The organism is Bradyrhizobium sp. Mp19, from assembly GCF_029952935.1.
Classification (GTDB): domain Bacteria; phylum Pseudomonadota; class Alphaproteobacteria; order Rhizobiales; family Xanthobacteraceae; genus Bradyrhizobium; species Bradyrhizobium elkanii.
This window is the reverse complement of the sequence record NZ_JASAUT010000001.1, coordinates 188,575-213,531: the sequence shown is the minus strand read 5'-3', so window position 1 is coordinate 213,531 and position 24,957 is coordinate 188,575. Positions and strand designations below refer to the sequence as shown.

General features: G+C 64.2%; 27 protein-coding genes. 8 read left to right on the top strand and 19 right to left on the bottom strand.

The window, feature by feature from the left end:
- Positions 1–3 precede the first annotated feature (3 nt).
- Positions 4–969, bottom strand: coding sequence for a tripartite tricarboxylate transporter substrate binding protein (locus QJT82_RS00960; protein ID WP_028345220.1), 966 nt, complete (start codon positions 967–969; stop codon positions 4–6).
- A gap of 186 nt (positions 970–1,155) precedes the next feature.
- Here QJT82_RS00960 and QJT82_RS00955 point away from each other — a divergent pair, with 186 nt between their 5' ends.
- The gene (locus QJT82_RS00955) at positions 1,156–1,731 is read left to right on the top strand and encodes a thiamine pyrophosphate-binding protein (RefSeq protein WP_026192548.1); all 576 of its coding nucleotides are present in this window, start codon (positions 1,156–1,158) and stop codon (positions 1,729–1,731) included.
- Positions 1,732–1,739: 8 nt separating this feature from the next.
- Positions 1,740–2,342 carry a thiamine pyrophosphate-dependent enzyme gene (locus QJT82_RS00950; protein WP_028345221.1) on the top strand — a complete coding sequence of 201 codons (603 nt, stop codon included), beginning with the start codon at positions 1,740–1,742 and terminating at the stop codon, positions 2,340–2,342.
- A gap of 124 nt (positions 2,343–2,466) precedes the next feature.
- On the opposite strand, the gene QJT82_RS00945 is transcribed toward QJT82_RS00950, so the two are convergent.
- From QJT82_RS00945 to QJT82_RS00930, 4 genes are all read right to left on the bottom strand, one after another.
- On the bottom strand, positions 2,467–3,528 hold the full coding sequence (locus QJT82_RS00945) for a 2-dehydropantoate 2-reductase (protein ID WP_264641912.1): 1,062 nt from the start codon (positions 3,526–3,528) through the stop codon (positions 2,467–2,469).
- 217 nt (positions 3,529–3,745) lie between these two features.
- The gene (locus tag QJT82_RS00940) at positions 3,746–4,135 is read right to left on the bottom strand and encodes a DUF1236 domain-containing protein (RefSeq protein ID WP_028345223.1); all 390 of its coding nucleotides are present in this window, start codon (positions 4,133–4,135) and stop codon (positions 3,746–3,748) included.
- Positions 4,136–4,350: 215 nt separating this feature from the next.
- The gene (locus QJT82_RS00935) at positions 4,351–5,130 is read right to left on the bottom strand and encodes an NYN domain-containing protein (RefSeq protein WP_028345224.1); all 780 of its coding nucleotides are present in this window, start codon (positions 5,128–5,130) and stop codon (positions 4,351–4,353) included.
- Between the two features lie 152 nt (positions 5,131–5,282).
- Complete coding sequence (locus QJT82_RS00930; RefSeq protein WP_016842371.1) at positions 5,283–5,690, bottom strand: hypothetical protein; 408 nt, start codon at positions 5,688–5,690, stop codon at positions 5,283–5,285.
- A gap of 362 nt (positions 5,691–6,052) precedes the next feature.
- Between QJT82_RS00930 and QJT82_RS00925 the strand changes: the two genes are divergently transcribed.
- Together QJT82_RS00925 and QJT82_RS00920 are read left to right on the top strand one after the other, a co-directional pair.
- Positions 6,053–7,462, top strand: a complete 1,410-nt coding sequence (locus tag QJT82_RS00925) for an MFS transporter (protein WP_028345225.1) — start codon at positions 6,053–6,055, stop codon at positions 7,460–7,462.
- Positions 7,463–7,567: 105 nt separating this feature from the next.
- The gene (locus QJT82_RS00920; RefSeq protein ID WP_028345226.1) at positions 7,568–8,326 is read left to right on the top strand and encodes a GntR family transcriptional regulator; all 759 of its coding nucleotides are present in this window, start codon (positions 7,568–7,570) and stop codon (positions 8,324–8,326) included.
- Positions 8,327–8,332: 6 nt separating this feature from the next.
- Here QJT82_RS00920 and QJT82_RS00915 read toward each other — a convergent pair whose 3' ends face one another.
- The 6 genes from QJT82_RS00915 to QJT82_RS00890 all read right to left on the bottom strand — a co-directional run bounded on the left by QJT82_RS00915 (position 8,333) and on the right by QJT82_RS00890 (position 13,601).
- Positions 8,333–9,442, bottom strand: coding sequence for a Zn-dependent alcohol dehydrogenase (locus QJT82_RS00915; RefSeq protein ID WP_028345227.1), 1,110 nt, complete (start codon positions 9,440–9,442; stop codon positions 8,333–8,335).
- Positions 9,443–9,477: 35 nt separating this feature from the next.
- Positions 9,478–9,786 carry a DUF6166 domain-containing protein gene (locus QJT82_RS00910; RefSeq protein ID WP_028345228.1) on the bottom strand — a complete coding sequence of 103 codons (309 nt, stop codon included), beginning with the start codon at positions 9,784–9,786 and terminating at the stop codon, positions 9,478–9,480.
- 40 nt (positions 9,787–9,826) lie between these two features.
- The gene (locus QJT82_RS00905) at positions 9,827–10,024 is read right to left on the bottom strand and encodes a hypothetical protein (RefSeq protein ID WP_024579640.1); all 198 of its coding nucleotides are present in this window, start codon (positions 10,022–10,024) and stop codon (positions 9,827–9,829) included.
- Positions 10,025–10,045: 21 nt separating this feature from the next.
- Positions 10,046–10,414: a hypothetical protein gene (locus QJT82_RS00900; protein ID WP_028345229.1), complete on the bottom strand. Its 369-nt coding sequence runs from the start codon at positions 10,412–10,414 to the stop codon at positions 10,046–10,048.
- Complete coding sequence (locus QJT82_RS00895) at positions 10,401–11,198, bottom strand: sterol desaturase family protein (RefSeq protein ID WP_028345230.1); 798 nt, start codon at positions 11,196–11,198, stop codon at positions 10,401–10,403. Before QJT82_RS00895 ends, QJT82_RS00900 begins: the two co-directional genes overlap by 14 nt.
- Positions 11,199–11,471: 273 nt before the next feature.
- A complete protein-coding gene (locus QJT82_RS00890; protein ID WP_028345231.1) occupies positions 11,472–13,601 on the bottom strand; it encodes an acetate--CoA ligase family protein in 2,130 nt (709 codons plus the stop codon).
- 217 nt (positions 13,602–13,818) lie between these two features.
- Between QJT82_RS00890 and QJT82_RS00885 the strand changes: the two genes are divergently transcribed.
- From QJT82_RS00885 to frc, 3 genes are all read left to right on the top strand, one after another.
- Complete coding sequence (locus QJT82_RS00885) at positions 13,819–14,514, top strand: GntR family transcriptional regulator (RefSeq protein ID WP_050387017.1); 696 nt, start codon at positions 13,819–13,821, stop codon at positions 14,512–14,514.
- An 89-nt stretch (positions 14,515–14,603) separates the two neighbouring features.
- Positions 14,604–16,340, top strand: coding sequence for an oxalyl-CoA decarboxylase (oxc, locus tag QJT82_RS00880; protein WP_028345232.1), 1,737 nt, complete (start codon positions 14,604–14,606; stop codon positions 16,338–16,340).
- A gap of 50 nt (positions 16,341–16,390) precedes the next feature.
- Positions 16,391–17,668, top strand: coding sequence for a formyl-CoA transferase (frc, locus tag QJT82_RS00875; RefSeq protein ID WP_028345233.1), 1,278 nt, complete (start codon positions 16,391–16,393; stop codon positions 17,666–17,668).
- A 115-nt stretch (positions 17,669–17,783) separates the two neighbouring features.
- On the opposite strand, the gene QJT82_RS00870 is transcribed toward frc, so the two are convergent.
- The 7 genes from QJT82_RS00870 to QJT82_RS00840 all read right to left on the bottom strand — a co-directional run bounded on the left by QJT82_RS00870 (position 17,784) and on the right by QJT82_RS00840 (position 22,929).
- The gene (locus QJT82_RS00870; protein WP_028345234.1) at positions 17,784–18,422 is read right to left on the bottom strand and encodes a NapC/NirT family cytochrome c; all 639 of its coding nucleotides are present in this window, start codon (positions 18,420–18,422) and stop codon (positions 17,784–17,786) included.
- Entirely contained in the window at positions 18,419–18,889 is a 471-nt protein-coding gene (locus tag QJT82_RS00865) for a nitrate reductase cytochrome c-type subunit (protein WP_028345235.1), read from the bottom strand. The genes QJT82_RS00870 and QJT82_RS00865 overlap by 4 nt, the downstream gene beginning before the upstream one ends.
- Positions 18,886–21,399 carry a nitrate reductase catalytic subunit NapA gene (napA, locus tag QJT82_RS00860; protein ID WP_028345236.1) on the bottom strand — a complete coding sequence of 838 codons (2,514 nt, stop codon included), beginning with the start codon at positions 21,397–21,399 and terminating at the stop codon, positions 18,886–18,888. Before napA ends, QJT82_RS00865 begins: the two co-directional genes overlap by 4 nt.
- A gap of 18 nt (positions 21,400–21,417) precedes the next feature.
- The gene (locus QJT82_RS00855; RefSeq protein WP_028345237.1) at positions 21,418–21,738 is read right to left on the bottom strand and encodes a chaperone NapD; all 321 of its coding nucleotides are present in this window, start codon (positions 21,736–21,738) and stop codon (positions 21,418–21,420) included.
- 11 nt (positions 21,739–21,749) lie between these two features.
- Complete coding sequence (gene napE / locus QJT82_RS00850) at positions 21,750–21,935, bottom strand: periplasmic nitrate reductase, NapE protein (RefSeq protein ID WP_028345238.1); 186 nt, start codon at positions 21,933–21,935, stop codon at positions 21,750–21,752.
- A 182-nt stretch (positions 21,936–22,117) separates the two neighbouring features.
- Positions 22,118–22,360, bottom strand: coding sequence for a helix-turn-helix transcriptional regulator (locus QJT82_RS00845; RefSeq protein WP_028345239.1), 243 nt, complete (start codon positions 22,358–22,360; stop codon positions 22,118–22,120).
- An 11-nt stretch (positions 22,361–22,371) separates the two neighbouring features.
- The gene (locus QJT82_RS00840) at positions 22,372–22,929 is read right to left on the bottom strand and encodes a DUF2975 domain-containing protein (protein ID WP_176936754.1); all 558 of its coding nucleotides are present in this window, start codon (positions 22,927–22,929) and stop codon (positions 22,372–22,374) included.
- A gap of 137 nt (positions 22,930–23,066) precedes the next feature.
- Between QJT82_RS00840 and QJT82_RS00835 the strand changes: the two genes are divergently transcribed.
- Positions 23,067–23,570: a DUF2147 domain-containing protein gene (locus QJT82_RS00835; RefSeq protein WP_259266145.1), complete on the top strand. Its 504-nt coding sequence runs from the start codon at positions 23,067–23,069 to the stop codon at positions 23,568–23,570.
- Between the two features lie 291 nt (positions 23,571–23,861).
- Here QJT82_RS00835 and QJT82_RS00830 read toward each other — a convergent pair whose 3' ends face one another.
- Positions 23,862–24,659: a helix-turn-helix transcriptional regulator gene (locus tag QJT82_RS00830; RefSeq protein ID WP_028345242.1), complete on the bottom strand. Its 798-nt coding sequence runs from the start codon at positions 24,657–24,659 to the stop codon at positions 23,862–23,864.
- Positions 24,660–24,957 lie beyond the last annotated feature (298 nt).

Below are 24,957 nucleotides of genomic sequence, written 5' to 3'. Positions count from 1 at the left end.
GTTCTATTCCGCCTTCATGCCGGCGGCCTTGATGATCGGCCCCCATTTGTCGTAGTCGGCCTTGATCTTGGCGGCGAACTTGTCCGGCGTGGAGCCGATCGGGATCGCACCGAGCTTGCCGAGCCGCTCCTTCACGGCATCGGTGTTCACCGCCGCGACGAAATCATGCGAGATCTTGGCCACGAGATCAGCCGGCATGTTGCCGGGTCCGAGCAGCCCCCACCACACCTCTGTGTCATAGCCCGGCACGGTTTCCGACATGCTGGGCACGTCAGGCAGGAGCGGCGCACGCGAGCCGGTCGTCACCGCCAGCGCGCGAACCGTGCCGGCTTGCAGCTGCCCGACCGATTCCGGCCCGTTGTTGAACGACATCGGAATTTGCCCGCCGAGCAGATCGTTGATCGCGGGCGCACCGCCCTTGTAGGGGATCGCGTCGAGATCAATCTTGGCGAGGCTCTTGAGCAGTTCGCCGGCCAGATGGGTCGAGGTGCCGTTGCCGGCATGGGCGAAGGACAGGCTGCCCGGCTTTGCCTTCGCCGCGGCGATGACGTCGCCGACCGATTTGAACGGCGAATCCGCGCGCACCAGCAGCACGTTCGGCGACGACGCCAAGAGCGAGATCGGCGAAAAATCCTTGAAGGTGTCGTAGGGCAGCTTCGGATAAAGGAACGGATTGGTGGCGTGGCCGCTCGCCACCATGATCAGGTTGTAACCGTCGGGCGCGGACGTCGCGATCGCCTGCGAGGCGATCACACCGCCGGCGCCCGGCCGGTTCTCGACCACGATCGATTGCGTCCAGGTCTTCGACACCGCTTCGGCGAGCGTCCGCGTCAGCACGTCGACGCCGCCGCCGGGCGGATATGGAACGAGAACGTGAACGGCCTTGGCCGGGTACGGTTGCGCAGACGCAAGGCCGGCCACAATCATGGCCGCTGCCGCAATGGCGGTCCGCCAGACCCATCCGGCCATCGACGCCTCCCGTCCCTTGATCGCTACCGTCCCTTTTCGTTACGCCTGTATCGCACGTTGGTTCGGCGCTGCGATGGCCGAATTCCGCAGATCGCGTTGCGGCCGCGACATGTTGACAATCGCAGGTACCGCGTCAAGTTTCGTGCGGCAAGCGGCCACCAGCGTCGCGCAAGCAGGGAGAACAGGATGGCGGCCGCGGAACAAGCCTCGTCCAAAGATAAAGCCAAGGACAAGTCCCAGGATGCGGCGACGACCTGGCACGGCATCGTGCTGCAGACGCTGAAGCGGAACGAGATCAAGCTCGTGCCCTATGTGCCCGACCGGGTGCTGACCACGCTGATCAAGGACCTGCACGCCGATCCCTATTTCACGACGTTTCCGACCGCGCGCGAGGAAGAAGCGGTGGGCATCGTCTCCGGTGCCTGGATGGCGGGAACGCGCGGCGCGGTGCTGATGCAAACTTCGGGCTTTGCCACGCTCGCCAACGTGCTGGCCTCGCTCGCGGTGCCCTACCAGATCCCGCTGATCATGTTCGTCTCCGAGCGCGGCACGCTCGGCGAGTTCAATTACGGCCAGGCGCTGGTCTGCCGCACCATGCGCCCGGTGCTGGATTCGCTCGCGATGGAGCATCACACCATCACGCGGCTCGACGAGCTCGAATTCATCGCCGACCGCTCGATCAAGCAGGCCGTCACCACCCAGGCGCCGGTGGCGCTGATCCTCTCGCCGCTCTTGACCGGCGGCAAGACCTTCGACAAGTGAGATCAGCCATGACCAGCACCCACGCGCGCAACACCAAGGTGATGAACCGCTTCGAGCTCACCCGGCGCCTCGTCGCCGGGCTCAAGGACGAAGCCGTGATCGGCGGCATCGGCAACACCAACTTCGATCTCTGGGCCGCCGGCCATCGCCCGCAGAATTTTTACATGCTGGGCAGCATGGGCCTCGCCTTCCCGATCGCGCTCGGCGTCGCGCTGGCGCAGCCGAACCGGCGGGTGTTCGCGCTGGAAGGCGACGGCTCGCTGCTGATGCAGCTCGGCTGCCTCTCGACCATCGCGACGCTGGCGCCGAAGAATCTCACCATGGTGGTGATGGACAACGGCATCTACCAGATCACAGGCGCGCAGCCGACGCCGGCCGCGGGCCATACCGATATCGTCCAGGTCGCAATCGCCAGCGGGATCGCGAACAGCTCCTGGGCCGCCGACGAGGACGATTTCGAGCGGCTGATCGAACAGTCGAAACAGGCCTCCGGCCCGACTTTGATCGGCGTCCGCATCGACGACAAGCCCGGCACCGGCACCACCCGCCGCGACCCCGTGCAAATCCGCGAGCGGTTCATGAGCGGGATGGGGGTAAGGCAGTTGCTGTAGGCAATCGGCCCACAATCTCCACGTCATTGTGAGCGAAGCGAAGCAATCCATCCAACCGCCCACGTTGATGCATGGATTGCTTCGTCGCTTCGCTCCTCGCAATGACGGCGGATAGTCCCACCGCTCAATTCATCCGCAACTCCGTGATGTGCCGCGGATCCGGCGCGAGCTCGCCGCGCTCGACGCGCTTGACGATGTCGGTCAGCGCGGTATTCGCCGCGCAGGTGATGCCGCGCTTCTCGCCTTCGCGGACCACGAGGCCGTTGAGGAATTCGATCTCGGTGCGGCGGCCCTTCTGCATGTCCTGGCCCATCGAGGGACGCTGCGCAGACGAGGTGCGCTTGGCATCCTTGAAGCGCTGCTCGTCGCACACGCGCGTTGCGGCCTCGTCGCCCTCGCCGGCCCGCGCGATGGTCTCGGGCGGCAGATGCAGGATCTCCTCCAGCTGATAGCCCTGCGCCTGGCCGACGCGGATCGCCTCGCTGCCGAGCCGCGTCGAGAAGCGGCGCAGCGGCTCGCTTTGCAGCACCTCGCCGCCCGCCAGACCGGTGCAGGCCGAGAGCCCGTTGCCCATCACGTTGGCAACCAGCTTGGACCAGCGCTCGCCCCAGAGATTGGAGGTCACCTTGGCGCTGTCGGAATAGCCGACCAGGCGGCACACTTCTTCGGCCCGCGCGGTGATCCGGCCATGCACCTCGCCGGCGCGAAACACGGTGTGCGCGGCGCCACCCTTGCCGGCGCCGCGGTGGATATGACCCGGCTCCGGCAGATTGACGGTGATGCTGCTCGCGATGCAGCCGAGCGTCTTGCCCCAGCCGACGACGCCGGCGATGGTCTCCTCGTTCATGCAGTTTTGCAGCGAGACGACGTAGCCATCCGCCGCCAGATATTGCCGGATCAGCATGGTGGCCCAGGCGGTGTCGTAGGACTTCATGCAGACGAAGGCGATGTCGACGGGTTTCTCTTTCGCCAATTGCTGCGCCTCGGTGACATCAAGCGCCCGCACCGGCACCGAGAATTCCGCAACGTCCATCGCGTGCGTGACGCGCAGTCCGTGCTTGCGCATGTGCTCGACATGCGCGGGCCAGGGATCGATGAAGGTGACATCCTCCCCTGCCTGCACCATGTGCGCACCGGCGTAGCCGCCGACCGCACCCGCGCCGACGATCGCGATCTTCCGAGTCATGCTTCCATCCCCTGCTTCTTGACCAAGGCAGACGCTTGCTGCGTCCGTCCGTTGCAACCCAGTCTAGGGGATCGGGCCGCCAGGCCAACCGGCCGCTTCATGAAAAAACGGGCCTGTGCCATGCCGGTATTCATGGGGCCCAAGAAAATGGGCCCAAGAAAAATCCCCGCGGGCGATGCGCCCGCGAGGATCTTCGTAGTCAGAAGTCTCGATGCGATCAGTCGATGATTTTGACGATCCGGCGGGTGCGCGGCTCCACGATCACGCGGCGATCGTTGACGACCGCGTAGCGATACTCGGTGTAGCGCGGCACCGGGCGCAGCACGACGGTGTCGGGCAGCGGCTCGCCGACCACGACGCGTTCACGCACCACCACCGACGGCTCGTTGCGCGGGATCGACGTGATCACCGCATTCGGAATCTCGAGGCCGGCGCCGACCGCGGCACCCACCGTGCCGCCGACGATCTCGCCGACCGGCCCCGCGATTTCGCCGCCGGTTCGCGCGCCGTTCGCGGCGCCCGCCGCAGTCGTGGACTGCGCGAAGGCCGAACCGGACGCGAGCAGCGACGCAGCAGCGACAAGGGAAACAGCAAAAAGCTTGTTCATGATTGTCCTCCTCCGAATTGATCGATGCCCCCTCAACATCGCAAGCAACGAGAACGTTCCAGTTCCAATGCTGCAACCCGCGCAACTCCAGTTCCGCGCGCAATTCGCTTGATTCCAGCACGAATGAAAATGCTGCTCCGGACAATGTCCGAAGCGGCATTCATCCTGCGTTCAGATTCAGGGATAGTTCAGAACAGGAGCGCGCTGCGCGCCGTTCATTCCGGCGGTTTTTGATCGGCTCGCCGTCTTGGAGCTCGCCGTCTTGGCGGCCGTGCAGCTGATGGCTTGATGCGGATTCGCATCGTCCCGCCCTTCGACTCGATCTCGAAAGCGTTGGTCCTGCGAACCAGTTCGCCGAGGGTGCGGAAGCCGTAGGTCCGCTGATCGAAATCCGACGCGAAATTGGCCAGCTGCCGTCCGACCTCGCCAAGCGTCACCCAGCCGTCCTCGCTTGCCATCTGGCTGATGACCTTCTTGATGATGGGCGTGGCGGCCTCGGGCGGCTGCAACGGCTGGGTCCGCACGGCGGCATCCTGATTGCTCGGCGCGCCGCCGCGCAGATTCTCGGTATAGACGAACCGGCGGCAGGCCTGCCGAAAACTCTCCGGCGTCTTCTGCTCGCCGAACCCGAACACGTCGATGCCGTGCTCGCGGATGCGGGCGGCTAGCCTGGTGAAATCGCTGTCGGACGACACCAGGCAGAAGCCATCGAACCGGCCGCTGTGCAGCAGGTCCATGGCGTCAATGACCAGCGTGATATCGGACGCATTCTTCCCGGTCGTATAGGCAAATTGCTGCTGGGGAATAATGGCGTGCTTCGACAGAATGTCGGCCCAGCCTTTGGACCTCGGATTGGAGAAGTCGCCGTAGATGCGGCGCACACTGGCCTCGCCGATCTTGGCGATCTCCTCGAACAGCCCATCGGCGATCCTTGCAGATGCATTGTCGGCGTCGATCAGGACGGCCAGACGCGGCGAACGGAGTTCGGAAGGCATGGCATTTCTCGGCTGGGACACGATGGATCAAGGCTCCACGAGACGGCTCCGGAACCGGCGCGCCGTCGTATCGGAGCACATCGCGCGTCCCAAGCATAGGCTCAGTGCATCGCCGGACTTTCGCGGCGATGGCAAGCCTTGAGGTGACGAGATCAGATCACCTCGCCCAGGTCGATCGCCCGCCTCGCGAACTCGATGGCCTTCTCGGCGGTGATCGCGTCCGCTGTGGTGGTCGCCTCGTCGCGCACCGACGGCGGCGAAGCGATCCGGATCTTCTTGCCGTTCGAACGGCGGATGGTCGCGCGCCAGCGGTCGACATCGCGCCGGTAGGCATCGATCACAAAATCCCGATAGGTGACGCCGCTCATCAGCGGCTGGATCGATGCCGCTTCGACAGTGGGCGGCCGGCTTGCGATGTCGCGCACCATCTCGACAATCGTCTCGACGGCATGCTCACGCGTGACGCCGGTCGCGTCCCTGAGCAGATAGCTCACCGCCGCGCCGATCTGCGCCCTCGCGCGATCGTCGCTCGCAAAATCCAAATCGGCCTGAACTGACATATGGGGAAAACGCCTCCGCCCGACGCAACATCGGATACCTCCAGGCATCCGGTACCTTGCAACCACATGACGTTTAGTCGGCTCCCCATTAAAGCCGGATTAGCTGTTAGCCCCCGATTTCTCGGATGCCGTTAACCGGCTCTTGATGCCGCTTCGCGGGATGCCCGAAGCGGCAAGGATGGTCGACCGGATCACGGGAGGACCGCGCTACGCGCCGATTTGTCCGCGGCCCCATCCGGTGCCGCAGCCTGGTCCGTGCCCTCAATTCGCGTGTGATCTTCAATTGACATATCACTGCTATTCGTGTGACATTTTATGAAAAGGCCGAAAAGAGCCGTCAGCATCCACTTGGGGAGGCAGCAATGACCATTTCCGACGTCACCGCAGCAGCCGGAAGCCGGGCTCCGGCCGTTGCGCGAACCGCGCAGGCGCAGCAGGTCGCCGACATCGCGGCACGGCTCGAACGCCTGCCGCTGACCTCCTATCAGCGCTGGATCTTCGGAATCATCGCGACCGCGTGGTTTTTCGACAGCATGGACCTGGCCGCGCTGACCTTTGTGCTTGGCTCGATCCGCCAGACCTTCGGCCTGTCGACGGCGGAAGCCGGGCTGCTGTCCAGCATGAGCTTCCTCGGCATGTTCGTGGGCGCCGCGTCCGCCGGCCTGCTCGCCGACCGTTTCGGCCGCGCCCGCGTCTTCCAGGTCAGCATGATCTTCTGGGGCTTGGGCAGCCTGTGCTGCGGTCTCTCGACGACGGCGACCGCGCTCGGCGCGTCCCGCCTGCTGCTCGGCTTCGGCATGGGCATGGAGTTTCCGGTCGCGCAGTCGATGGTCTCGGAGATCATGCCGGCGCGCAACCGCGGCCGCTACATCGCGTTCCTCGAAGGATTCTGGCCGCTCGGCTTCATCGCGTCGGGCCTGCTGACCTACTTCGTGCTGCAGGTCGCCGACTGGCGCTGGGTCTTCATCCTGCAGGCGATCCCGGCCGTCTTCGTGCTGGTGGTGCGCCGCTTCGTTCCGGAATCGCCGCGCTGGCTCGCCTCGCACGGCTATTCGGAGCGGGCCGAGGCCACGGTGCGCGACATCGAATCCAGGGTCCGCGATCGTCTCGGCGGCAAGGACCTGCCGCCGGTGGTGCGCCAGGCCGCCGCCCCCACGTCCGAAGTGACCGGCCTGAGAACGCTGTTTTCTGGCATCTACGCCAAGCGGACCACGATGTTGTGGACCCTGTGGTTCTTCGCGCTGCTCGGCTTCTACGGCCTGACCACGTGGCTCGGCGCGCTGCTGCAGGCCAAGGGCTTCCCGATCACCAAATCGGTGTTTTACACCATCCTAATCTCGCTCGCGGGTATCCCCGGCTTCCTGGTCTCGGCCTGGCTCGTCGAATCCTGGGGCCGAAAGGCGACGCTGGTGATGAACCTGCTCTGCGGCGCGATCGCCTGCCATTTCTACGGCTCGGCGGCGGACCAGACCCAGCTCATCATTGCCGGCCTCTGCATGCAGTTCTTCCTGTTCGGCATGTGGTCGGCGCTCTACGCCTATACGCCCGAACTGTATCCGACCCATGTCCGCGCCACCGGAACGGGCTTTGCTTCCGCGGTCGGCCGAATCGGTTCGCTGATCGGCCCCTATGTGATCGGCGTGATTCTGCCGGCCGCCGGACAAGGCGGCGTGTTTGCGCTCGGCGCCGGCGCGTTCGTGGTGGCGGCGCTCGCGGTGCTGTTGCTCGGCGAGGAAACCCGCGGCCGGACGCTGGAAAGCATTTCGCACTGATGGGCGCGCTGCGCGCCGTCCGATTCGGCTTAGGCCGATCGACCGGCCTTGTCAGTGCCATCGGGCGTGTGAGATATCTGCTGTAGAGCAGCACTCGCGATCCAGATGGCACATTCGAGTAAACGATCCAGCACGGTGCGCGCGCGCGCAGCAGGGAGCCGCCGGCCGGCACGGCAATCGTCCGCCGCCGGCGACAAGCCGCGCGGTTCCGCGCCGGCCCCTCTCCCGCAAAGCGACGTCACGCTCACCGATCGCGCCTATGCCGAGCTGGAAGAGCTGATCGTGACGCTGCAACTGCCGCCGGGCACCGCGCTCTCCGAGCTCGTACTCGCCAAGCGGCTCGACATCGGCCGAACCCCGATCCGCGAAGCCTTGCAGCGCCTGTCGCGCGACGGCCTCGTCAATATCCTGGCCCGCCGCGGCGTGCTGGTGTCCGAGATCGACCTCAGGGCCCAGCTGCGCCTGCTCGAAGTCCGGCGCGAGCTGGAACGGCTGATGGCGCGCGGCGCCGCCGAGCGCGCCACCAGCGAGCAGCGCACGCAGTTCTCCGAGATCGCCGCCGGCATGCGGCGCGCGGCGGAGAAATCCGACGATCTGCTGTTCATGCGGCTGGATCACCAGTTCAACACGCTGATCTCCACGGCGTCGCGCAACGAATTCGCCTCCCGCGCGATGGGCCTGATGCATGGCCTGTCGCGCCGGTTCTGGTACCAGCATTACAAGGAAGCGGCCGATCTGCCGCTCGCGGCGCGGCTGCATGCCGACGTCGCCGAAGCCATCGCCGAGCGCCGCGTCGACGCCGCGGGCGCGGCCTCCGACAGCCTGATCGACTACATCGAGAGTTTTGCGCGTTCGACGCTGTAACGGCTCTCAGAGCTCGACGACCGTGCGGATCGAACGTCCGCGCCGCAGCGCCTCGAAGCCGTCATTGATGCCGTCGAGGCTGCAGCTTCCGGTGATCAGTTCGTCGAGCTTGAGCCGGCCGTCGAGATAGGCTTGCGCCAGCAAGGGAAAGTCGCGCCGTGGCCGCGCGCCGCCGTAGCTCGAGCGGCGAAATCGCTTCTCGCCCATCAACGCGCCCCAGCGAAAACTCACGTCCTGCGTGACGTCGATCTTGCCGAGCCAGATCACCTCACCGCCCGGCCGCACCGCCTCGGCGGTCTGCCGAAACGCGTTGGGATGGCCCGCCGCTTCAAGGATGACGTCGGCGCCCCGGCCGCGCGTCGCCTCTTTTACGAACTGGACCGGGTCCTCGCGGGCCGCGTTGACGACGTGCGTGGCGCCGAGCTGCCGCGCCAGCGCCAGCTTTGCATCATCGAGGTCGACCGCGATAACAGCACCGGCGCCGGCAAGCCGGGCGCCCTGCACCGCCGCCAGCCCGACCGCGCCGCAGCCGGTGACCATCACGGTATCGCCGTGGCTGATGGCGGCGACGTTCAGCGCGGCGCCGACGCCGGTCATGACGCCGCAGCCGATCAGGCACGCGCGGTCGAACGGGATGTCGTTCGGCACGACGATCGCCTGCTGCGCCGGCAGCACGACATATTCCGAGAACGCGCCGAGGAACATCAGGTGTGCCAGGTTGCGGCCGTCCACGAGCTGCGCCTTCGACGCGCCGTCGAAATGCACGCCTTCCGCGCCCCGCGCGAGATAGGTCTCGCACAGGATCGGCTGAGCGCGGTCGCAGTGAAAGCAGTGCCCGCAATGCGGATTCCAGGACAGGACGACGCGATCGCCGACGCGGATGTCGCGGACCGCGCTGCCGATTTCCTCGACCACGCCGGCGGCCTCGTGCCCGAGGATCATCGGCAAGGGATAGCGTAGCGATCCGTCGATGACTTCGAGATCGGTGTGGCAGAGCCCGGCGGCACGCACCTTCACCACGACATCGGTCGGCATCGGCTGCGCAAGCGATACGCGCTCGACGGAGAGCGGCGTTCCGCTTTGATGCAGCACCGCCGCGCGACAGGTCAGGGTCATCTCAAGAATTCTCTGTCGGGGACATCAGCACGGGCTCAGGCCGTCTGTCCGGAGCGCAGCGCCGCAACCGCCTCGTCGAGATCGGCCGAGGAGAGCTCCCATTCATTGTCGAAATTGGCGACGACGCGCCGCATGAAGCTCTCGTGCAACGCTTTCGCGGCAGCGGCATCGTGCAGATGATCATAGAGCAGCGCGAAGGCCAGTTGTGCCGGCTCGGGCCCCTCGTAGCTCCATTCAAAGCCGTGCTCGGTGAGACGAAGCTGGTCGTAATGCGGTGACAGCGGCTTGCCGTCGACCAGCACCGAAATGCCGTCGATGGTGCGGTCCCCGGTATAGCTCGCCATCGGATCCTCCCTGTGCTGCAGCATCATATCAGGAGCTCGGTCAGGATCCCGGCGGACGCATCTTGAGGTCCTTCTTGACGACCTCGGGGAAGATCCACATCGCGACCGTGGCGAACACGCCGAGGAAGGCGACCGCATAGCTCGGTCCCTGCTGTCCCAGATAGACCATGAAGAAATATCCGCAGGCCGCCGTGGCGAGGCACGCCAGCGACAGCATGAGCTTGATGTGGCTTGGCATCGAGACCTCCCTTCAGATCAACTACGTGGGAAAGGACGGCGCCGCCACGCCGACCAGCAGCGCGAGCGCGGCGATCATGGCGCAACAGGACAGCCGCAATCCCGCCCGTCCGTCGCGCCACCATTCCGGCAGCGCCTGAAACAGCCCGGGCAGAAACAGGAACAGCACGCCGCCGACGACAACGATTGTGGTCCAGCGCAATTCGGCCAGCGCGAATGCCAGCGTGCCGGCGAGCAACATCACCCACACGATGGTCGTCATCGTCACCGGCAGAACCGCGCGCCCGCGCAGCGGGTACATGCCGGCCAGCTGCAGGAAGCCGATGCAGCACACGCTCCACAGCAGACCGAACCAGGCGAGGCCTGCGAGATTGGGTTCAAGCTGCGGCATGCGGCACCGATTGCTCCTTCGCCACGACCCGCGGCGTCCGCGCCGTCCGGCGCATGTCGGTCTTCACGTAGCGCGTGCTGTAGCCGTTGAAGATGTGGCCAAGCAGGCCGCGATTGAGGTCGGAGGTACCGAACACATAGTCCATCACCGGGAAGGTCAGGTTCATGTTCCGCTCCATCATGATCGACTGGTTGTGATGGGCGGTATGATGCCGGCGGATGGTGTTGACGAAGGGCATGTTGCGCACGAAGGCGTTTTCCTCGACGTGGCAGCAGAAGTGCATGAACTCGTAGATCAGGTACATCGAGGTCGTCGTGGTGATCAGCAGCCAGCCGGTGTTGGCCGAGATCACAAGGCCCGCGACGATCGCCGGCAGGATCGACATCAGGGTAAACACCACCAGCGCATAGGGCGGGAAGAAGGTAACGCGCCAGTCGTGATGATCGGCAAAGCGCATCTCCTCCTCGGTGAAGAATTGATGGTGCATCAGCGTGTGGCGGCTGTAGACCGCGCGCAGCAAGGGCACATTCGAGGGCCGATGCATGACGAAGCGGTGCACCGCCCATTCGAAGAAGTTTGCGATCAGGAAGACCACGGGAATGGTGAGGTATTCCCACCACCGCACGTCGTGCACATTGGCCAGATAGACATACAGCGCCGTGAAGCCGATCGTGTAGATCAGCACGACATGCAGCCAGCCATTGTACCAGCCCACCACGCGCTCGCGGTAGGTCGCGCGATATTTGCGCTGGCGGTCGGTCATCCCTGTTGCAGCCAACTCCATCGTGGGTCCTCCATCGCGCGTTAACTGACATATCAGTAGCACATCAGATGCGGAAGGCAAGCCGCCTTCGACTGTCGCGGGTGGTTCCGGAAAAAGAAGATGGTGCACGGAACCCGCGGGAGAATCAGGAAAGCCTGGCTTGGTTTCGCGCGATCGGGCTGATCGCGCCCTTCCCGCTCATCTCGGCGGCACGTTGCAGATGGGGGCAGCCCAAAGAAAAGGCCGCCCCGGACCGTGTCCGAGGCGGCCTGTGGTATTCGACAGATCAGAAGATCAGAGCAGACCGGCGCCTCGGGCCCACTTGTACTTGGCGCCGAGCACCTCGACCGGCAGTTCGGTCGAATAGGCATAGGCCGGGATGCCGTTCTGGTAGAGATACTCGGCGGCTTCCTCGACCTCGACGTCGCCGGCGAGCGAGGCGACGATCGGCTTGACGAAGCCCTTGGCCTCCATCTCCTTCTTCACCTCGACCATGTTGCGCGCGAACACCATCGGCGGCGTCACGATGGTGTGCCAGTAGCCGAGGATCAGCGCATGGATGCGCTCATCCGACAGGCCGAGCTTCACGGTGTTGACGTAGGTGATCGGCGGCTCGCCACCGGTGATATCCACAGGATTTCCGGCCGCGCCGAACGGCGGGATGAACTTGCGGAACGCCGCATCGAGATCCGGCGGCATCTGCATCAGCGACAGGCCGTTGTCGACCACGGAGTCGGAGAGCAGCACGCCGGAGCCGCCGGCGCCGGTGATGATCAGCACGTTCTCGCCCTTCGGCGTCGGCAGCACCGGCACGCCGCGGGCGAATTCGAGCAGCTGCCGCAGGCTGCGGGCGCGGATCACGCCCGACTGCTTGAACACGTCCTCATAGATCTTGTCGTTGCCGGCGAGCGCGCCGGTGTGCGACGAGGCCGCCTTCGCACCCGCCGACGTGCGGCCGGCCTTCAGCACAACCACCGGCTTCTTCTTGGAGACGCGCTTGGCGGCCTCCGCGAAGGCGCGGCCGTCCTTCAGGTCCTCGCAATGCTGCGCGATCAGGTTGGTGTTGGGATCCTGCTCGAAGAAGGCGAGCAGATCGTCCTCGTCAATGTCGGACTTGTTGCCAAGGCCGACGATCGCCGACACGCCCATCTTGGCGGAGCGCGAGAAGCCGATGATCGCCATGCCGATGCCGCCCGACTGCGACGACAGCGCGGCGTGGCCCTTGACGTCATAGGCGGTGCAGAACGTGGCGCAGAGATTGGCAGGGGTATAATAGAAGCCGTAGATGTTCGGCCCCATCAGGCGGATATTGTACTTCTTGCCGACCTCGACGATCTCGGCCTGCAATTCCGGCGCGCCGGCCTCGGCAAAGCCCGAGGGAATCAGCACCGCGCCGGGGATTTTCTTCTCGCCGCATTCGGCGAGTGCGCCGGCGACGAACTTCGCCGGGATCGCGAACACCGCCGTGTCGATCACGCCGGGCACGTCCTTGACGCTCTTGTAGGCCTTGTAGCCGAGGATTTCGTCGGCCTTCGGATGGATCGGATAGATCTCGCCCTTGTAGCCGCCGTTGATGAGGTTCTTCATCACGGAGTTGCCGATCTTGCCGTCCTCGGCGGAGGCGCCGATCACGGCAACGCCCTTCGGCTGCATGATGCGGTTCATCGCGGCGACGATTTCTTCGGTCGGACGCGGCGCCGGGCGCGGCTTGTAGTTGAAGTCGACGACGATGCGGACGTCGGCGGCGATCGCGTTCTTGCTGGTTGCGAACACCGGGTTGAGGTCGAGCTCGACGATCTCGGGGAAATCGCTGACCAGCTGCGACACCTTGACGATGACGTCGGCGAGCGCCTCGCGATTGACCGGATCGCCGCCGCGCACGCCCTTCAGCATCTCATGCGCCTGGATGCCGTCGAGCATCGACAGCGCGTCGTCCTTGGTCGCGGGCGCGAGGCGGAAGGTGATGTCCTTGAGGATTTCGACCAGTACGCCGCCGAGGCCGAAGGCGACCAGCTTGCCGAACGAGCCGTCGGTGATCGAACCGACGATCACCTCGGTGCCGCCGCCCAGCATCTGCTGGACCTGGATGCCCTCGATCTTGGCGTCGGCCTTGTACTTCCTGGCGTTGGCCAGAATGGTCTCGTAGCTCTTCTCGGCCTCGGCGGCGCTCTTGACGCCGACCACCACGCCGCCGGCCTCGGTCTTGTGGAGGATGTCGGGCGAGACGATCTTCATCACGACCGGGAAGCCCATGTCGGAGGCGATGCGGGCGGCCTCGGCCGCCGACTTGGCGACGCCCTCTTTCGGCACCGGAATGCCGTAGGCGTCGCACACCACCTTGCCTTCGGGCGCGGTGAGGCTCGTGCGCTTGTCGGCCCTGACCGCATCGAGAATTTTGCGGACCGCATCCTTCGAATTTGACATTGGCTTCCTCCTGGGACAGATTTCGTGGCATTTGGTATGCCAAAAACGTAATTGTCAAGGTCGGTCGAGGTCCAAAAAGATCGAAAAATATAGGTAGCTTGACATTCTGGTATTTGGCATGCCAAAAATCTAAGGTAATTTCTTCTGCTAAGAAGACGTCTCCAAGAGGAGGAGACGAGTCGTGCCAGAACCGAAACAGACCAAGGCGTCGCCCACCATGGCTGACACAGATATCGCCATCGTCCGGATCGCGCCGGAGACGAGCTTCAAGAACAAGGCCTATGAAGCCTTGAAGGAAGCGATCCTGAAGATGGACATCTACGCGACGCCGGAGCCCGTGATGCTCGACGAGCGCGCACTGTCCGAGCGCCTCGGCGTCAGCCGCACGCCGATCCGCGAAGCGATCGCGATGCTCGAGCAGGACGGATTCGTGAAGACCGTGCCGCGCCGCGGCATCGTCGTGGTCCGCCGCACCAAGGCGGAGATCGTCGACATGATCCGCGCCTGGGCGGCGCTGGAGAGCATGGCGGCGCGCCTGATTACGACCACCGCGCGCAAGAAGGACATTTCGGCGCTGCGCGACTTCTTCAAGGACTTCAGCGACGATCGCCTGCCGCAGGATCACGTCGAGGAATATTCCAAGGCCAACATCGCCTTCCACCAGGCGCTGATCTCGCTGTCGGAATCGCCCGTTCTGGTCGACCTCACCAACGACCTGCTGCTGCATGTGCGCGGCTATCGCCAGCTCACGATCGGCCGCAAGGACCGCACCGCGACCTCGCTGCCCGAGCATCTCGGGATCATCGAGGCGCTGGAAGCGCGCGACACCGAGCTTGCCGAGAAGCGCGCGCGCGACCACACGCTTGGGCTTGCCGCCTATGTCGAGGCGCACGGCCAAGAATTATTCACGTAGAGAACCGTTCACGTAAGTTTGAGAGTCCACACCCGCTTCAGACGACAATCAGATCGTCCGAACAAAGAACGATCAGGGAGACGATGCCGATGCTGAATACCGCTACGAAGTCCGAGGCACCGGGCACCGAACAGGAACTGACCGATGGCTTCCATCTCGTCATCGATGCGCTCAAGCTCAACGGCATCGACACCATCTATGGTGTGCCGGGTATCCCGATCACGGACCTGGGCCGCATGGCCCAGGCGGCGGGTATTCGCGTGCTCTCGTTCCGCCACGAGCAGAATGCCGGCTATGCGGCCTCGATCGCCGGCTTCCTGACCAAGCGGCCCGGCGTCTGCCTCACGGTGTCGGCGCCCGGCTTCCTCAACGGCCTCACCGCGCTCGCCCACGCCACCACCAACTGCTTCCCGATGATCCTGGTCTCGGGCTCGTCCGAGCGCGAGATCGTCGACCTGCAGCAGGGCGACTATGAAGAGATGGATCAGCTCGCGATCGCCAAGCCGCTGTGCAAGGCCGCGTTCCGCGTGCTGCACGCCCAGGACATCGGCATCGGCCTTGCGCGCGCGATCCGCGCCGCGGTGTCGGGCCGTCCGGGCGGCGTCTATCTCGACCTGCCCGCAAAGCTGTTCTCGCAGGTGATGAACGCCGACGCCGGTCAGAAGTCGCTGGTCAAGGTGATCGACGCCGCGCCCGAGCAGATCCCCTCCCCGTCTTCGGTCAAGCGCGCGCTGGACGTCCTGAAGAGCGCAAAACGTCCGCTCATCATCCTCGGCAAGGGCGCGGCCTACGCGCAGGCCGACGAGGCGATCAAGAATTTCGTCGAGAAGAGCGGCGTGCCGTTCCTGCCGATGAGCATGGCCAAGGGCCTGCTGCCCGATCTGCATCCGCAATGCGCCGGCGCGGCGCGCTCGACCGTGCTGAAGGAAGCCGACGTCGTGATGCTGATCGGCGCCCGCCTCAACTGGCTGCTCTCGCATGGCAAGGGCAAGACCTGGGGTGAAGCTCCGAAGAAGTTCATCCAGGTCGACATCGAGCCGAAGGAAATGGATTCCAACGTCGAGATCGTCGCCCCCGTGGTCGGCGATATCGGCTCCTGCGTGTCGGCGTTCCTCGACGCCATGGGCGCGAACTGGACCGCGGCGCCCACCGACTGGCTCTCGACCGTCGCCAAGAAGCGCGACGACAACGTCGCCAAGATGGCGCCGAAGCTGATGAGCAACGCTTCGCCGATGGACTACCACGGCGCGCTCGGCGCGCTGCGTGCCATCATCGCGGAACGTCCGGACACCATCTTCGTCAACGAAGGCGCCAACACGCTCGACCTCGCCCGCGGCGTCGTCGACATGCACAAGCCGCGCAAGCGGCTCGACGTCGGCACCTGGGGCGTGATGGGCATCGGCATGGGCTATTCGATCGCCGCCGCGGTCGAGACCGGCCTGCCCGTGCTCGCGGTCGAGGGCGACAGTGCGTTCGGGTTTTCGGGCATGGAGGTCGAGACCATCTGCCGCTACAAGCTGCCGATCTGCGTCGTGATCTTCAACAATGACGGCATCTATCGCGGCACCGACGTCAACAGCGCCGGCGACGATCCGGCGACCACCGTGTTCGTCAAGGGCTCGCGCTACGACAAGATGATGGAAGCCTTCGGCGGCGTCGGCGTCAACGCCACCTCGCCGGACGAGTTGAAGCGCGCCGTCAATGCGGCGCTGGATTCCGGCAAGCCGACGCTGATCAACGCGGTGATCGACCCGGCGGCGGGCTCGGAGAGCGGCCGCATCGGCAACCTCAATCCGCAGAGCGTTCTGCAGCAGAAGAAGAAGTAACCCATCACTCCCTGCGGGTGCAGGGGCAGACAGAGTACGGAGCAAACATTATGACCAAGGCGCTGAAGGGCGTTCGCATTCTCGATTTCACCCACGTCCAGTCGGGTCCGACCTGCACGCAATTGCTGGCCTGGTTCGGCGCCGACGTGATCAAGGTCGAGCGTCCCGGCGTCGGCGACATCACGCGCGGCCAGCTGCAGGACATCCCGAACGTGGACAGCCTGTATTTCACCATGCTGAATCACAACAAGCGCTCGATCACGCTCGACACCAAGAACCCGAAGGGCAAGGAAGTGTTGACGGCGCTGATCAAGCAGTGCGACGTGCTGGTCGAGAATTTCGGTCCCGGCGTGCTCGATCGCATGGGCTTCCCCTGGGAGAAGATCCACAGCCTCAACCCGAAGATGATCGTCGCCTCGATCAAGGGCTTCGGCCCCGGCCCGTATGAGGACTGCAAGGTCTACGAGAACGTCGCGCAGTGCACCGGCGGCGCCGCCTCGACCACCGGCTTCCGCGACGGCCTGCCGCTGGTCACCGGCGCGCAGATCGGCGACACCGGCACCGGATTGCATCTCGCGATCGGCATCCTTGCTGCGCTCCACCAGCGCACCAGCACCGGCAAGGGCCAGAAGGTCACCGCCGCAATGCAGGACGGCGTGCTCAACCTGGCGCGCGTCAAGCTGCGCGACCAGCAGCGCCTCGCCCATGGGCCGCTGAAGGAATACAGCCAGTTCGGCGAAGGCATTCCGTTCGGCGACGCCGTGCCGCGCGCCGGCAACGATTCCGGCGGCGGCCAGCCCGGTCGCATCCTGAAATGCAAGGGCTGGGAGACCGACCCGAACGCCTACATCTACTTCATCACCCAGGCGCAGGTCTGGGAGAAGATCTGCGACGTGATCGGCGAGCCGACCTGGAAGACCGATCCGAACTACGCCAAGCCGCCGGCCCGCCTGCCGCGCCTCAACGAGATCTTCGCCCGCATCGAGCAGTGGACGATGACCAAGACCAAGTTCGAGGCGATGGAGATTCTCAACAAGGACGACATCCCCTGCGGCCCGATCCTGTCGATGAAGGAGATCGCCGAAGACCAGTCGCTGCGCGCGACCGGCACCGTCGTCGAGGTCGATCACCCGACCCGCGGCAAGTATGTCTCGGTCGGCAACCCGATCAAGCTGTCGGATTCGCCGAGCGACGTTCAGCGCTCGCCGCTGCTCGGCGAGCACACCGACGAGATCCTGCGCGAGGTGCTCGGCTTCAGCGATCACCAGGTCGCCGAGATCCACGACTCCGGCGCGCTCGACCCGCCGCGCAAGCAGGCGGCCGAGTAAGCGCTCGCACTCAAGCAAGACACAAATGGCCGCGGGCAACCGCGGCCATTTTCGTTCCGGCTGTCGTCAGTTCCGCCGTCGTGGCGCGATCGAGGTCCCCGGCGAAAGCCGTCGCTCATTGCCAGCCCGGAACTCCGCGCATGTCGGGCAAGTGATGTGCAATGCCCTTGTGGCAATCGATGCAGGTCTTCTCGCCGGTAAATAGGAAGCGCTGGTGCGCCACCGAAGCGCGCGGCGACTGCTTGGTGATATCCATTGATTCCGCGCTGTGACAGTTGCGGCATTCGAGTGAATCGTTGGCCTTGAAACGCGCCCACTCATGCAGCGCGAGCTCGAGCCGCTTGTCGACGAACTTGTCGCGGGTGTCGATGACACCGAACAGGTGGCCCCAGACTTCCTTCGAGGCCTGCATCTTGCGCGCGATCTTGTCGGTCCAGTTGTGCGGAACGTGACAGTCCGGGCAGGTGGCGCGGACGCCGGAGCGATTGGTGAAATGGATGGTCGACTTCAGCTCTGTAAACAGATTTTCGCGCATCTCATGGCAGCCGGTGCAGAATTTTTCGGTGTTGGTCAACTCGAGCGCGGTATTGAAGCCGCCCCAGAAGATAACGCCGGCGACGAAACCCGCGATCACCAGCACGCCGAGCCCGAACACCGTGCTCGGCCGCACCAGCACGTCCCACAGCTCGCGCGCGAAGGCCCATGCGCGTCGGAAGAGCCCCTCCTTCGAGGTTTGCGGGTCGGCCGCCTTCATCGACGGCCGCCCGGAGCCGCGCGGCTCAGCATGGTGTCGATGTCGACGAAGTCGTTGCTGACGGGCGGATTGCTCACGCTCTGCGGTACGTGACATTCAGTGCAGAAAAAACGGCGCGGCGAGATCGACGCAAGGAACTGGCCGTCGCGGTCCATGAAATGAGTAATCGAGACCATCGGCGCCTGCGACTCGCCTGTGCGGGCGCGCGCGTGACAGGACAGGCATTTGTTGCTGTTCAGATCGATCTGGTAGCCGTCGATCGAATGCGGAATCACCGGCGGCTGCTCGGGATAGTTCCTGACCTCCCGCTCGGACGTATTGCGCGTCGGCATCATCGGCGGAGCCGGGCCTTCATTATCGAGCGGCGTCGGCCCGCGCAGCCCGGAATTGAGCGATTGCGCCGCCAGCGTACCGGTGCCGGCCCCTATCGCCAGGATGAGCAGAACGACGCGCAGGTTCCTGATCATGACGGCAGCACCTTCTCGATGCGCACGGCGCATTTCTTGAAGTCGGTCTGCAGCGAGAGCGGATCGGTGGCGTCGAGCGTCACCTTGTTGATCAGCTTCGACTCGTCGAACCAGGGGACGAACACCAGACCTCGCGGCGGCCGATCGCGGCCGCGGGTCTCCAGCCGCGCCCGGATGAACCCGCGGCGAGAGATTACCTTGACCTCATCGCCGCGTCGTAGCTTGGCCTCCTGCGCATCATCCGGATGCATGAAGCAGACGGCCTCGGGAAACGCGCGATAGAGTTCGGGCACGCGGCGGGTCATGGTGCCGGAGTGCCAATGCTCCAGCACCCGGCCGGTGGAGAGCCACAAGGGGTATTCGCTATCAGGCGATTCCGCCGGCGGTTCGTAGGGAAGCGCAAAGATCCGCGCCTTGCCATCGGCAAAACCGTAGAACTGCACGTCTCTGCCCTGCCCGACATACGGGTCCGAGCCTTCGCGGAAGCGCCACTTCGTCTCCTTGCCGTTCACGACGGGCCAGCGCAGCCCGCGCTCGCCGTGATAGGCATCGAACGGCGCGAGATCGTGGCCATGGCCGCGGCCGAAGCTGGCATATTCCTCGAACAGTCCTTTCTGGACATAGAAGCCAAACGCCTTGGATTCGTCGTTGGCGTAGCCCGACGCGATGTCGGAGACCGGAAACTTGTCGACCTGGCCGTTGCGATAGAGCACATCGAACAGCGTCTTGCCACGATACTCCGGCTTCTTTGCCAGCAACTCTTCCGGCCAGACCTCCTCGATCTTGAAACGCTTGGAAAATTCCATCAGTTGCCAGAGGTCCGAACGCGACTCGCCCGGCGCGGTGACGAGCTGGTGCCAGAACTGGGTGCGCCGCTCGGCATTGCCATAGGCGCCTTCCTTTTCCACCCACATCGCGGTCGGCAAGATCAAGTCGGCGCCGAGCGCGGTGACGGTCGGATAGACTTCCGAAACCACAATGAAATTGTCGGGGTTGCGGAAACCGGGATAGGTTTCCTCGTTGATGTTGGGACCGGCCTGCAAATTGTTGTTGACCTGCACCCAGTAGGCGTTGAGCAGACCGTCCTTCAGCATCCGGCTTTGCAATACCGCATGATAGCCCGGCTTGTCCGGAATCGTGCCTTCCGGCAGCTTCCAGATCTCCTCCGCCTTGTCGCGATGCGCCTTGTTGGTGACGACCATGTCCGCCGGGAGGCGGTGCGAGAAGGTGCCAACCTCGCGTGCGGTACCGCAGGCCGAGGGCTGCCCGGTCAGCGAAAACGGGCTGTTGCCGGGCTCCGCGATCTTCCCGGTCAGAAGGTGAAGATTGTAGACCAGATTGTTGCACCAGACGCCGCGGGTGTGCTGGTTGAATCCCATGGTCCAGAAGCTGACGACCTTGGTCTTCGGATCGGCGTAGAGCTCGGCCAGCGCCTCCAGGCGATTGAGCGGAACGCCCGACATCTTCGCCGCCTTTTCCAGGGTGTAGTCGGCGAGGAATTTGACGTAATCGTCGTAGCTCATATCCGTGGCATCGTTGGCCTTGGCCGCGCCCGTCGCCTTCTTCTGCAGCGGATGATCGGGCCTCAGGCCGTAGCCGATGTCGGTCTGGCCGCGCTTGAACACGGTATGCGCGGTGACGAAATCCTTGTTCACGCGCCCGGTCTTGATGATGTGATTGGCGATCGCATTCAGGATGTAGAGATCGGAGTGCGGCGTGAACACGATCCCGATGTCGGCAAGGTCGAACGATCGGTGCTCGAAGGTCGAAAGCACGGCGACCCGCACATGCGCCGCCGAGAGCCTGCGGTCGGTCACCCGCGTCCACAGGATCGGGTGCATCTCCGCCATGTTGGAGCCCCACAGCACGAAGGCATCGGTGGCCTCGATGTCGTCGTAGCAGCCGGCCGGCTCGTCCATGCCGAAGGTGCGCATCATGCCGACCACGGCGGAGGCCATGCAGTGGCGCGCGTTGGGATCGATGTTGTTGGAGCGAAAGCCGGCCTTGAACAGTTTTGCAGCCGCATAGCCTTCCCAGACCGTCCATTGGCCGGAGCCGAACATGCCGATACCGCTCGGCCCGCGCTGCTTCAGCGCCGCCTTGAACTTGTCGGTCATGATGTCGAACGCCTCGTCCCACGAGACCGGGGTGAAGTCTCCGTTCTTGTCGTACTTGCCGTTGGTCTTGCGCAGAATCGGCTGCGTCAGGCGATCGTGGCCGTACATGATCTTGGAGAGGAAGTAGCCCTTCACGCAGTTGAGGCCGCGATTGACCTCGGCCTTGATATCGCCATGGGTGGCGACGACGCGATTGTCCTTGGTTGCCACCATGACGCTGCAGCCGGTGCCGCAGAAGCGGCAGGGAGCCTTGTTCCAGTCGAGCTCGCTGGCATCGCGTTCGGTGACGAGGTTTGCCGCGACCGACGCAACCGGCATTCCACCGGCCGCTGCGGCGATCGCGGCGGCCTCCAGCTTCAGCATCTGGCGGCGGTCGAGCTTGGTTTCGGTCATGGCTTGCCTCCCGGCACTTCAGCAGACGTCGATGGCGTGAAACACCAGCGAGGCGGAATGAACGTGCGGTAACAGGGCGATCGTGTTCAACGTCGCGCCGAGCGCACCGGCATCGGGTGCATCGACAACCACGACGAGCTTGCCTCTGGGGTCGCGGCCGAAAATCTCGCAGCCGGAAACGGCGAGGATGTCGGCTTCGACCGCATCAAGGCGCTCGGGCCGGGCCTGCACCAGGATGCTGGCGATCTCGCCCCCGGGTGGCGTCACGACGCGCTCCGCTGTCAAGGCGCGGCCGGTAATCAACATACGGCGATTGATCGCGGTCTTGCGCACAACGATGTCTCTCCCTGTCAATGCGGCGGGGGCGGACCGGGAGGGCCGGCCACCATTTGGTAGATCCAGACCGCGAGCCCGTATGACCCCACCGTCGCGACCGCGAGCCCCGGCATCAGGATGGCGGTCAGGAACAGGAAGGCGAAGATTTCCATTCGCGTTCGGCGACGCCGTGCATCTGCGTCGCCGTCTGCGACCGCCATGATCGTGTCTCTCACTTGGGACGTTGGGGGGACGGCATCCGGGCCGCTGCCTTGGACATGAACCTAAGGAGCGGCGGTGAGCGGACATTGATTCAGATCAAAGTGCGGAGCGATGGCCTCACGCAGCAAACATATCTCGGGTGAACGAGACGACGCTGCCTGGCAATCAATCGCAGGCCGGATCAACCACCCTCGCCGTTCTCGCTGTCGCCGCCCTCATCGCCCGGCACGTATTCCAGAATATCCCCCGGCCGGCAGTCCAGCTCGCGGCAGATTGCCGACAGCGTCGAGAAGCGCATCGCCTTGGCCTTGCCGGTCTTCAGGATCGACAGGTTCTGGATCGAGATGCCGATCGCGTCCGCGAGGTCTCCGAGGCGGCGCTTGCGCTTTGCGAGCATGACATCGAGGTTCACCACGATGGGCACAAGCATCACCCTCAGATCGTCAGATCGTTTTCGGACTGCAACAGGATGGCCTGCTCGATCACGAATTTCAGCGCCATCAGGAACACGCCGCCCGCGACGGTGCCGACGTCGACGCCGTAGCTCGGCAGGAAGAACTTGATGTCGCCGAGCTGATACAGCGCATAGGTCACCGCGATGGTCGTGATCGTATCCACAAACGGCCAGACCACCAGGAAGATCCCCATCCACCAGACACCCTGCAGCGTTTCGGACACGAAGATCCGCCCGTTGGCGAATCGGTTCACCATGCGATGTAGGATGCCGATCAGCACGGCGTAAAACGATACCCCAAGCGCGAACAGCGACCAGAACAGCACCTGGCCCTTGGCCGACATGGTGAGCGGGTTGGCGACGATGGCCGCGCACTTCGCCTGCTCGCCGATCAGGCTCTCGGCGATCGTCGCCGATGCGGTGGTGGTGCGGTAATAGGCCAGCCACAACACGACCGGCAACGCCGCCCAGATTAACCAGAACGCCCGATCGAGCCTTCGAAACCAGAGCTGGCGCTGCTCACGAACCGATTTCCCCATCGCATCCATCCAAAAAATTCTTTGCCAAAAAAGCCGTTACGGCCGGATCACATCATGCCGAGGCAATGTCATTGACTCAACCTTAAACGTGATTTATTTCATGTTTATCATGAAATTTTTCATGAAGAAGGTGGATGATGACGGTAATCCCAGACCAAAACGGCCTGCGCAAGGCCCTGAAGCAGTTGATCCACGCTCACCTCACGCGCCGCCTGATCGTGGCCGCGTTCCACATCCCGCTGCTCGGCAGCCCCGCCGATGCCGCCAAGGCGAGCGACAAGGCCAACGATCCGGCCGGCGTCTGGCTGACCCAGTCCGGCGACGCCAGGATCAAGATCCATCGCTGCGGCAGCGCGCTGTGCGGCCGCGTCGTCTGGCTGAAGGAGCCGACGGACAAGGCCACCGGCAAGCCGCAGCTCGACGACAAGAACGCCGATCCCGGCCAGCGCACCCGGCCGGTCATGGGCATATCGTTGTTCATCAACATGCAGTCCGCCGGCCCGAACAAATGGGCCGGCCGGATCTACAACGCCGACGACGGCAAGACCTATGAGAGCTCGGTGACGCTGGTCTCGCCGGGCACGCTGAACGTTCGCGGCTGCATGGGAACGCTGTGCGCCGGCGAAGACTGGACGCGGTGAAGCGAATGCGGCGAAGGGACTTGGCCCCGACCCTTCATCGGCCAAGAAGAAAAGCAAACCCGCTCACTCGAGGCCGCCGCATTTGGGCGGCCTTCTTTTATGAACTAGTGTGCTGAATGCGAAGTTCGTGCGATTTCGCGGCAGCCACTTTCACGAACTTCTTCACGAACTTCGCATTCATAAAGCACACTAGAATCATAAGTTTGCTAGTGTCCTTATCGAATCCGAAGTTCGCTCCGAAGGTGCGGCAAATGATGCGAACTTCGGATTCGGGACACTAGCCGCGCGCCCTCAACCTTCCACGCCGAGCTTCCACAGCGGCGGCAGGTCGGCGAAGGGCGGCGTGGTGTGGGCGATGACGATCGCGGCGCGCCGGCTGTCGGAATCGATCTTGCTGTTGATCGCCTTGACGTGCGCCTTCACGGCATCGAGCCCGACACCGAGGATAGCAGCGATCTCCTCGTTCGACTTGCCCTGGGCGATCCACGACGCCACCTCGATCTGGCGCGGCGTCAACGCGGGAAATGCCAGACGCAGGCGGTCGCTCGGCGTCAGCGCCGCCAGCGTTCGCTCCTGCGCCTGGCGGTAGCCGCGTAGGATGTGGGGACGAAACCCCTGCATCCGGTCGCGCTCCTCGTCGCTGAACGCCGGCCGTCCCACCACGCGATGGCCGACAACCGTGACCACATAACCGGCGTGCTCGAACGCGATCCCCATGATCCGCCGCGCCCCCGACGGCAGGAACACCTCCTTGGCAATCGGCAGCTCGACGAATTCCTCGTCGCTGAAGAAATCCGACTCGCGCAGCGCGCGTTCGCCATAGAACGCCGGATCGTGCTGCCAGAACGGATGCGAGTGCATGTGCTTCGCAAACGCCTGCATGCCGCGGGCACGAACCTCCGGATCGTCGCCGACCGAAATCAACGACCGGAAATCCCAGCTCGGACGATGGAACTCGGTGAAGCTCACCACCTCCGCATCGACCAGGCGGCCGACGCCGGCGAACAGGACACCAGGCAGCGTGTGCAGGTTGGACTCAGATTCGTAGAGACGAATGATCTCGTCGTTGAGCTTGCTGTCCCGTTGCATGGGATTCTGATCGACCAGGTTTGATTTGATTTTTTGGCGATCGCTGCAACGTCACGACGTGCCCACATGTTGCAGCAAAGCCTCGCTCGCCGTCTTATCGTTCGTGCGCGCGTTGGTATACCCCTTAGGGTAATGGCCAGATCGCATTCGATTACGGAATCTCTCGGCTGTGTCGAGTCCGACACATCGCGCGACATCGTCAGGGGCAGCAACACGCATGGCCCGGCGAAAGTTGCAACAATTCGAGTTACTACCGGGACTGAATGCGGTGACCCCATTGGAAGACGCAGCGGAACGT

What these genes read in the sequence shown, in the direction of transcription:
- QJT82_RS00960 (WP_028345220.1), bottom strand. Translation starts at nt 969, where the DNA reads ATGGCCGGATGGGTCTGGCGGACCGCCATTGCGGCAGCGGCCATGATT.
- QJT82_RS00955 (WP_026192548.1), top strand. Translation starts at nt 1,156, where the DNA reads ATGGCGGCCGCGGAACAAGCCTCGTCCAAAGATAAAGCCAAGGACAAG.
- QJT82_RS00950 (WP_028345221.1), top strand. Translation starts at nt 1,740, where the DNA reads ATGACCAGCACCCACGCGCGCAACACCAAGGTGATGAACCGCTTCGAG.
- QJT82_RS00945 (WP_264641912.1), bottom strand. Translation starts at nt 3,528, where the DNA reads ATGACTCGGAAGATCGCGATCGTCGGCGCGGGTGCGGTCGGCGGCTAC.
- QJT82_RS00940 (WP_028345223.1), bottom strand. Translation starts at nt 4,135, where the DNA reads ATGAACAAGCTTTTTGCTGTTTCCCTTGTCGCTGCTGCGTCGCTGCTC.
- QJT82_RS00935 (WP_028345224.1), bottom strand. Translation starts at nt 5,130, where the DNA reads ATGCCTTCCGAACTCCGTTCGCCGCGTCTGGCCGTCCTGATCGACGCC.
- QJT82_RS00930 (WP_016842371.1), bottom strand. Translation starts at nt 5,690, where the DNA reads ATGTCAGTTCAGGCCGATTTGGATTTTGCGAGCGACGATCGCGCGAGG.
- QJT82_RS00925 (WP_028345225.1), top strand. Translation starts at nt 6,053, where the DNA reads ATGACCATTTCCGACGTCACCGCAGCAGCCGGAAGCCGGGCTCCGGCC.
- QJT82_RS00920 (WP_028345226.1), top strand. Translation starts at nt 7,568, where the DNA reads ATGGCACATTCGAGTAAACGATCCAGCACGGTGCGCGCGCGCGCAGCA.
- QJT82_RS00915 (WP_028345227.1), bottom strand. Translation starts at nt 9,442, where the DNA reads ATGACCCTGACCTGTCGCGCGGCGGTGCTGCATCAAAGCGGAACGCCG.
- QJT82_RS00910 (WP_028345228.1), bottom strand. Translation starts at nt 9,786, where the DNA reads ATGGCGAGCTATACCGGGGACCGCACCATCGACGGCATTTCGGTGCTG.
- QJT82_RS00905 (WP_024579640.1), bottom strand. Translation starts at nt 10,024, where the DNA reads ATGCCAAGCCACATCAAGCTCATGCTGTCGCTGGCGTGCCTCGCCACG.
- QJT82_RS00900 (WP_028345229.1), bottom strand. Translation starts at nt 10,414, where the DNA reads ATGCCGCAGCTTGAACCCAATCTCGCAGGCCTCGCCTGGTTCGGTCTG.
- QJT82_RS00895 (WP_028345230.1), bottom strand. Translation starts at nt 11,198, where the DNA reads ATGGAGTTGGCTGCAACAGGGATGACCGACCGCCAGCGCAAATATCGC.
- QJT82_RS00890 (WP_028345231.1), bottom strand. Translation starts at nt 13,601, where the DNA reads ATGTCAAATTCGAAGGATGCGGTCCGCAAAATTCTCGATGCGGTCAGG.
- QJT82_RS00885 (WP_050387017.1), top strand. Translation starts at nt 13,819, where the DNA reads ATGGCTGACACAGATATCGCCATCGTCCGGATCGCGCCGGAGACGAGC.
- oxc (WP_028345232.1), top strand. Translation starts at nt 14,604, where the DNA reads ATGCTGAATACCGCTACGAAGTCCGAGGCACCGGGCACCGAACAGGAA.
- frc (WP_028345233.1), top strand. Translation starts at nt 16,391, where the DNA reads ATGACCAAGGCGCTGAAGGGCGTTCGCATTCTCGATTTCACCCACGTC.
- QJT82_RS00870 (WP_028345234.1), bottom strand. Translation starts at nt 18,422, where the DNA reads ATGAAGGCGGCCGACCCGCAAACCTCGAAGGAGGGGCTCTTCCGACGC.
- QJT82_RS00865 (WP_028345235.1), bottom strand. Translation starts at nt 18,889, where the DNA reads ATGATCAGGAACCTGCGCGTCGTTCTGCTCATCCTGGCGATAGGGGCC.
- napA (WP_028345236.1), bottom strand. Translation starts at nt 21,399, where the DNA reads ATGACCGAAACCAAGCTCGACCGCCGCCAGATGCTGAAGCTGGAGGCC.
- napE (WP_028345238.1), bottom strand. Translation starts at nt 21,935, where the DNA reads ATGGCGGTCGCAGACGGCGACGCAGATGCACGGCGTCGCCGAACGCGA.
- QJT82_RS00840 (WP_176936754.1), bottom strand. Translation starts at nt 22,929, where the DNA reads ATGGGGAAATCGGTTCGTGAGCAGCGCCAGCTCTGGTTTCGAAGGCTC.
- QJT82_RS00835 (WP_259266145.1), top strand. Translation starts at nt 23,067, where the DNA reads ATGACGGTAATCCCAGACCAAAACGGCCTGCGCAAGGCCCTGAAGCAG.
- QJT82_RS00830 (WP_028345242.1), bottom strand. Translation starts at nt 24,659, where the DNA reads ATGCAACGGGACAGCAAGCTCAACGACGAGATCATTCGTCTCTACGAA.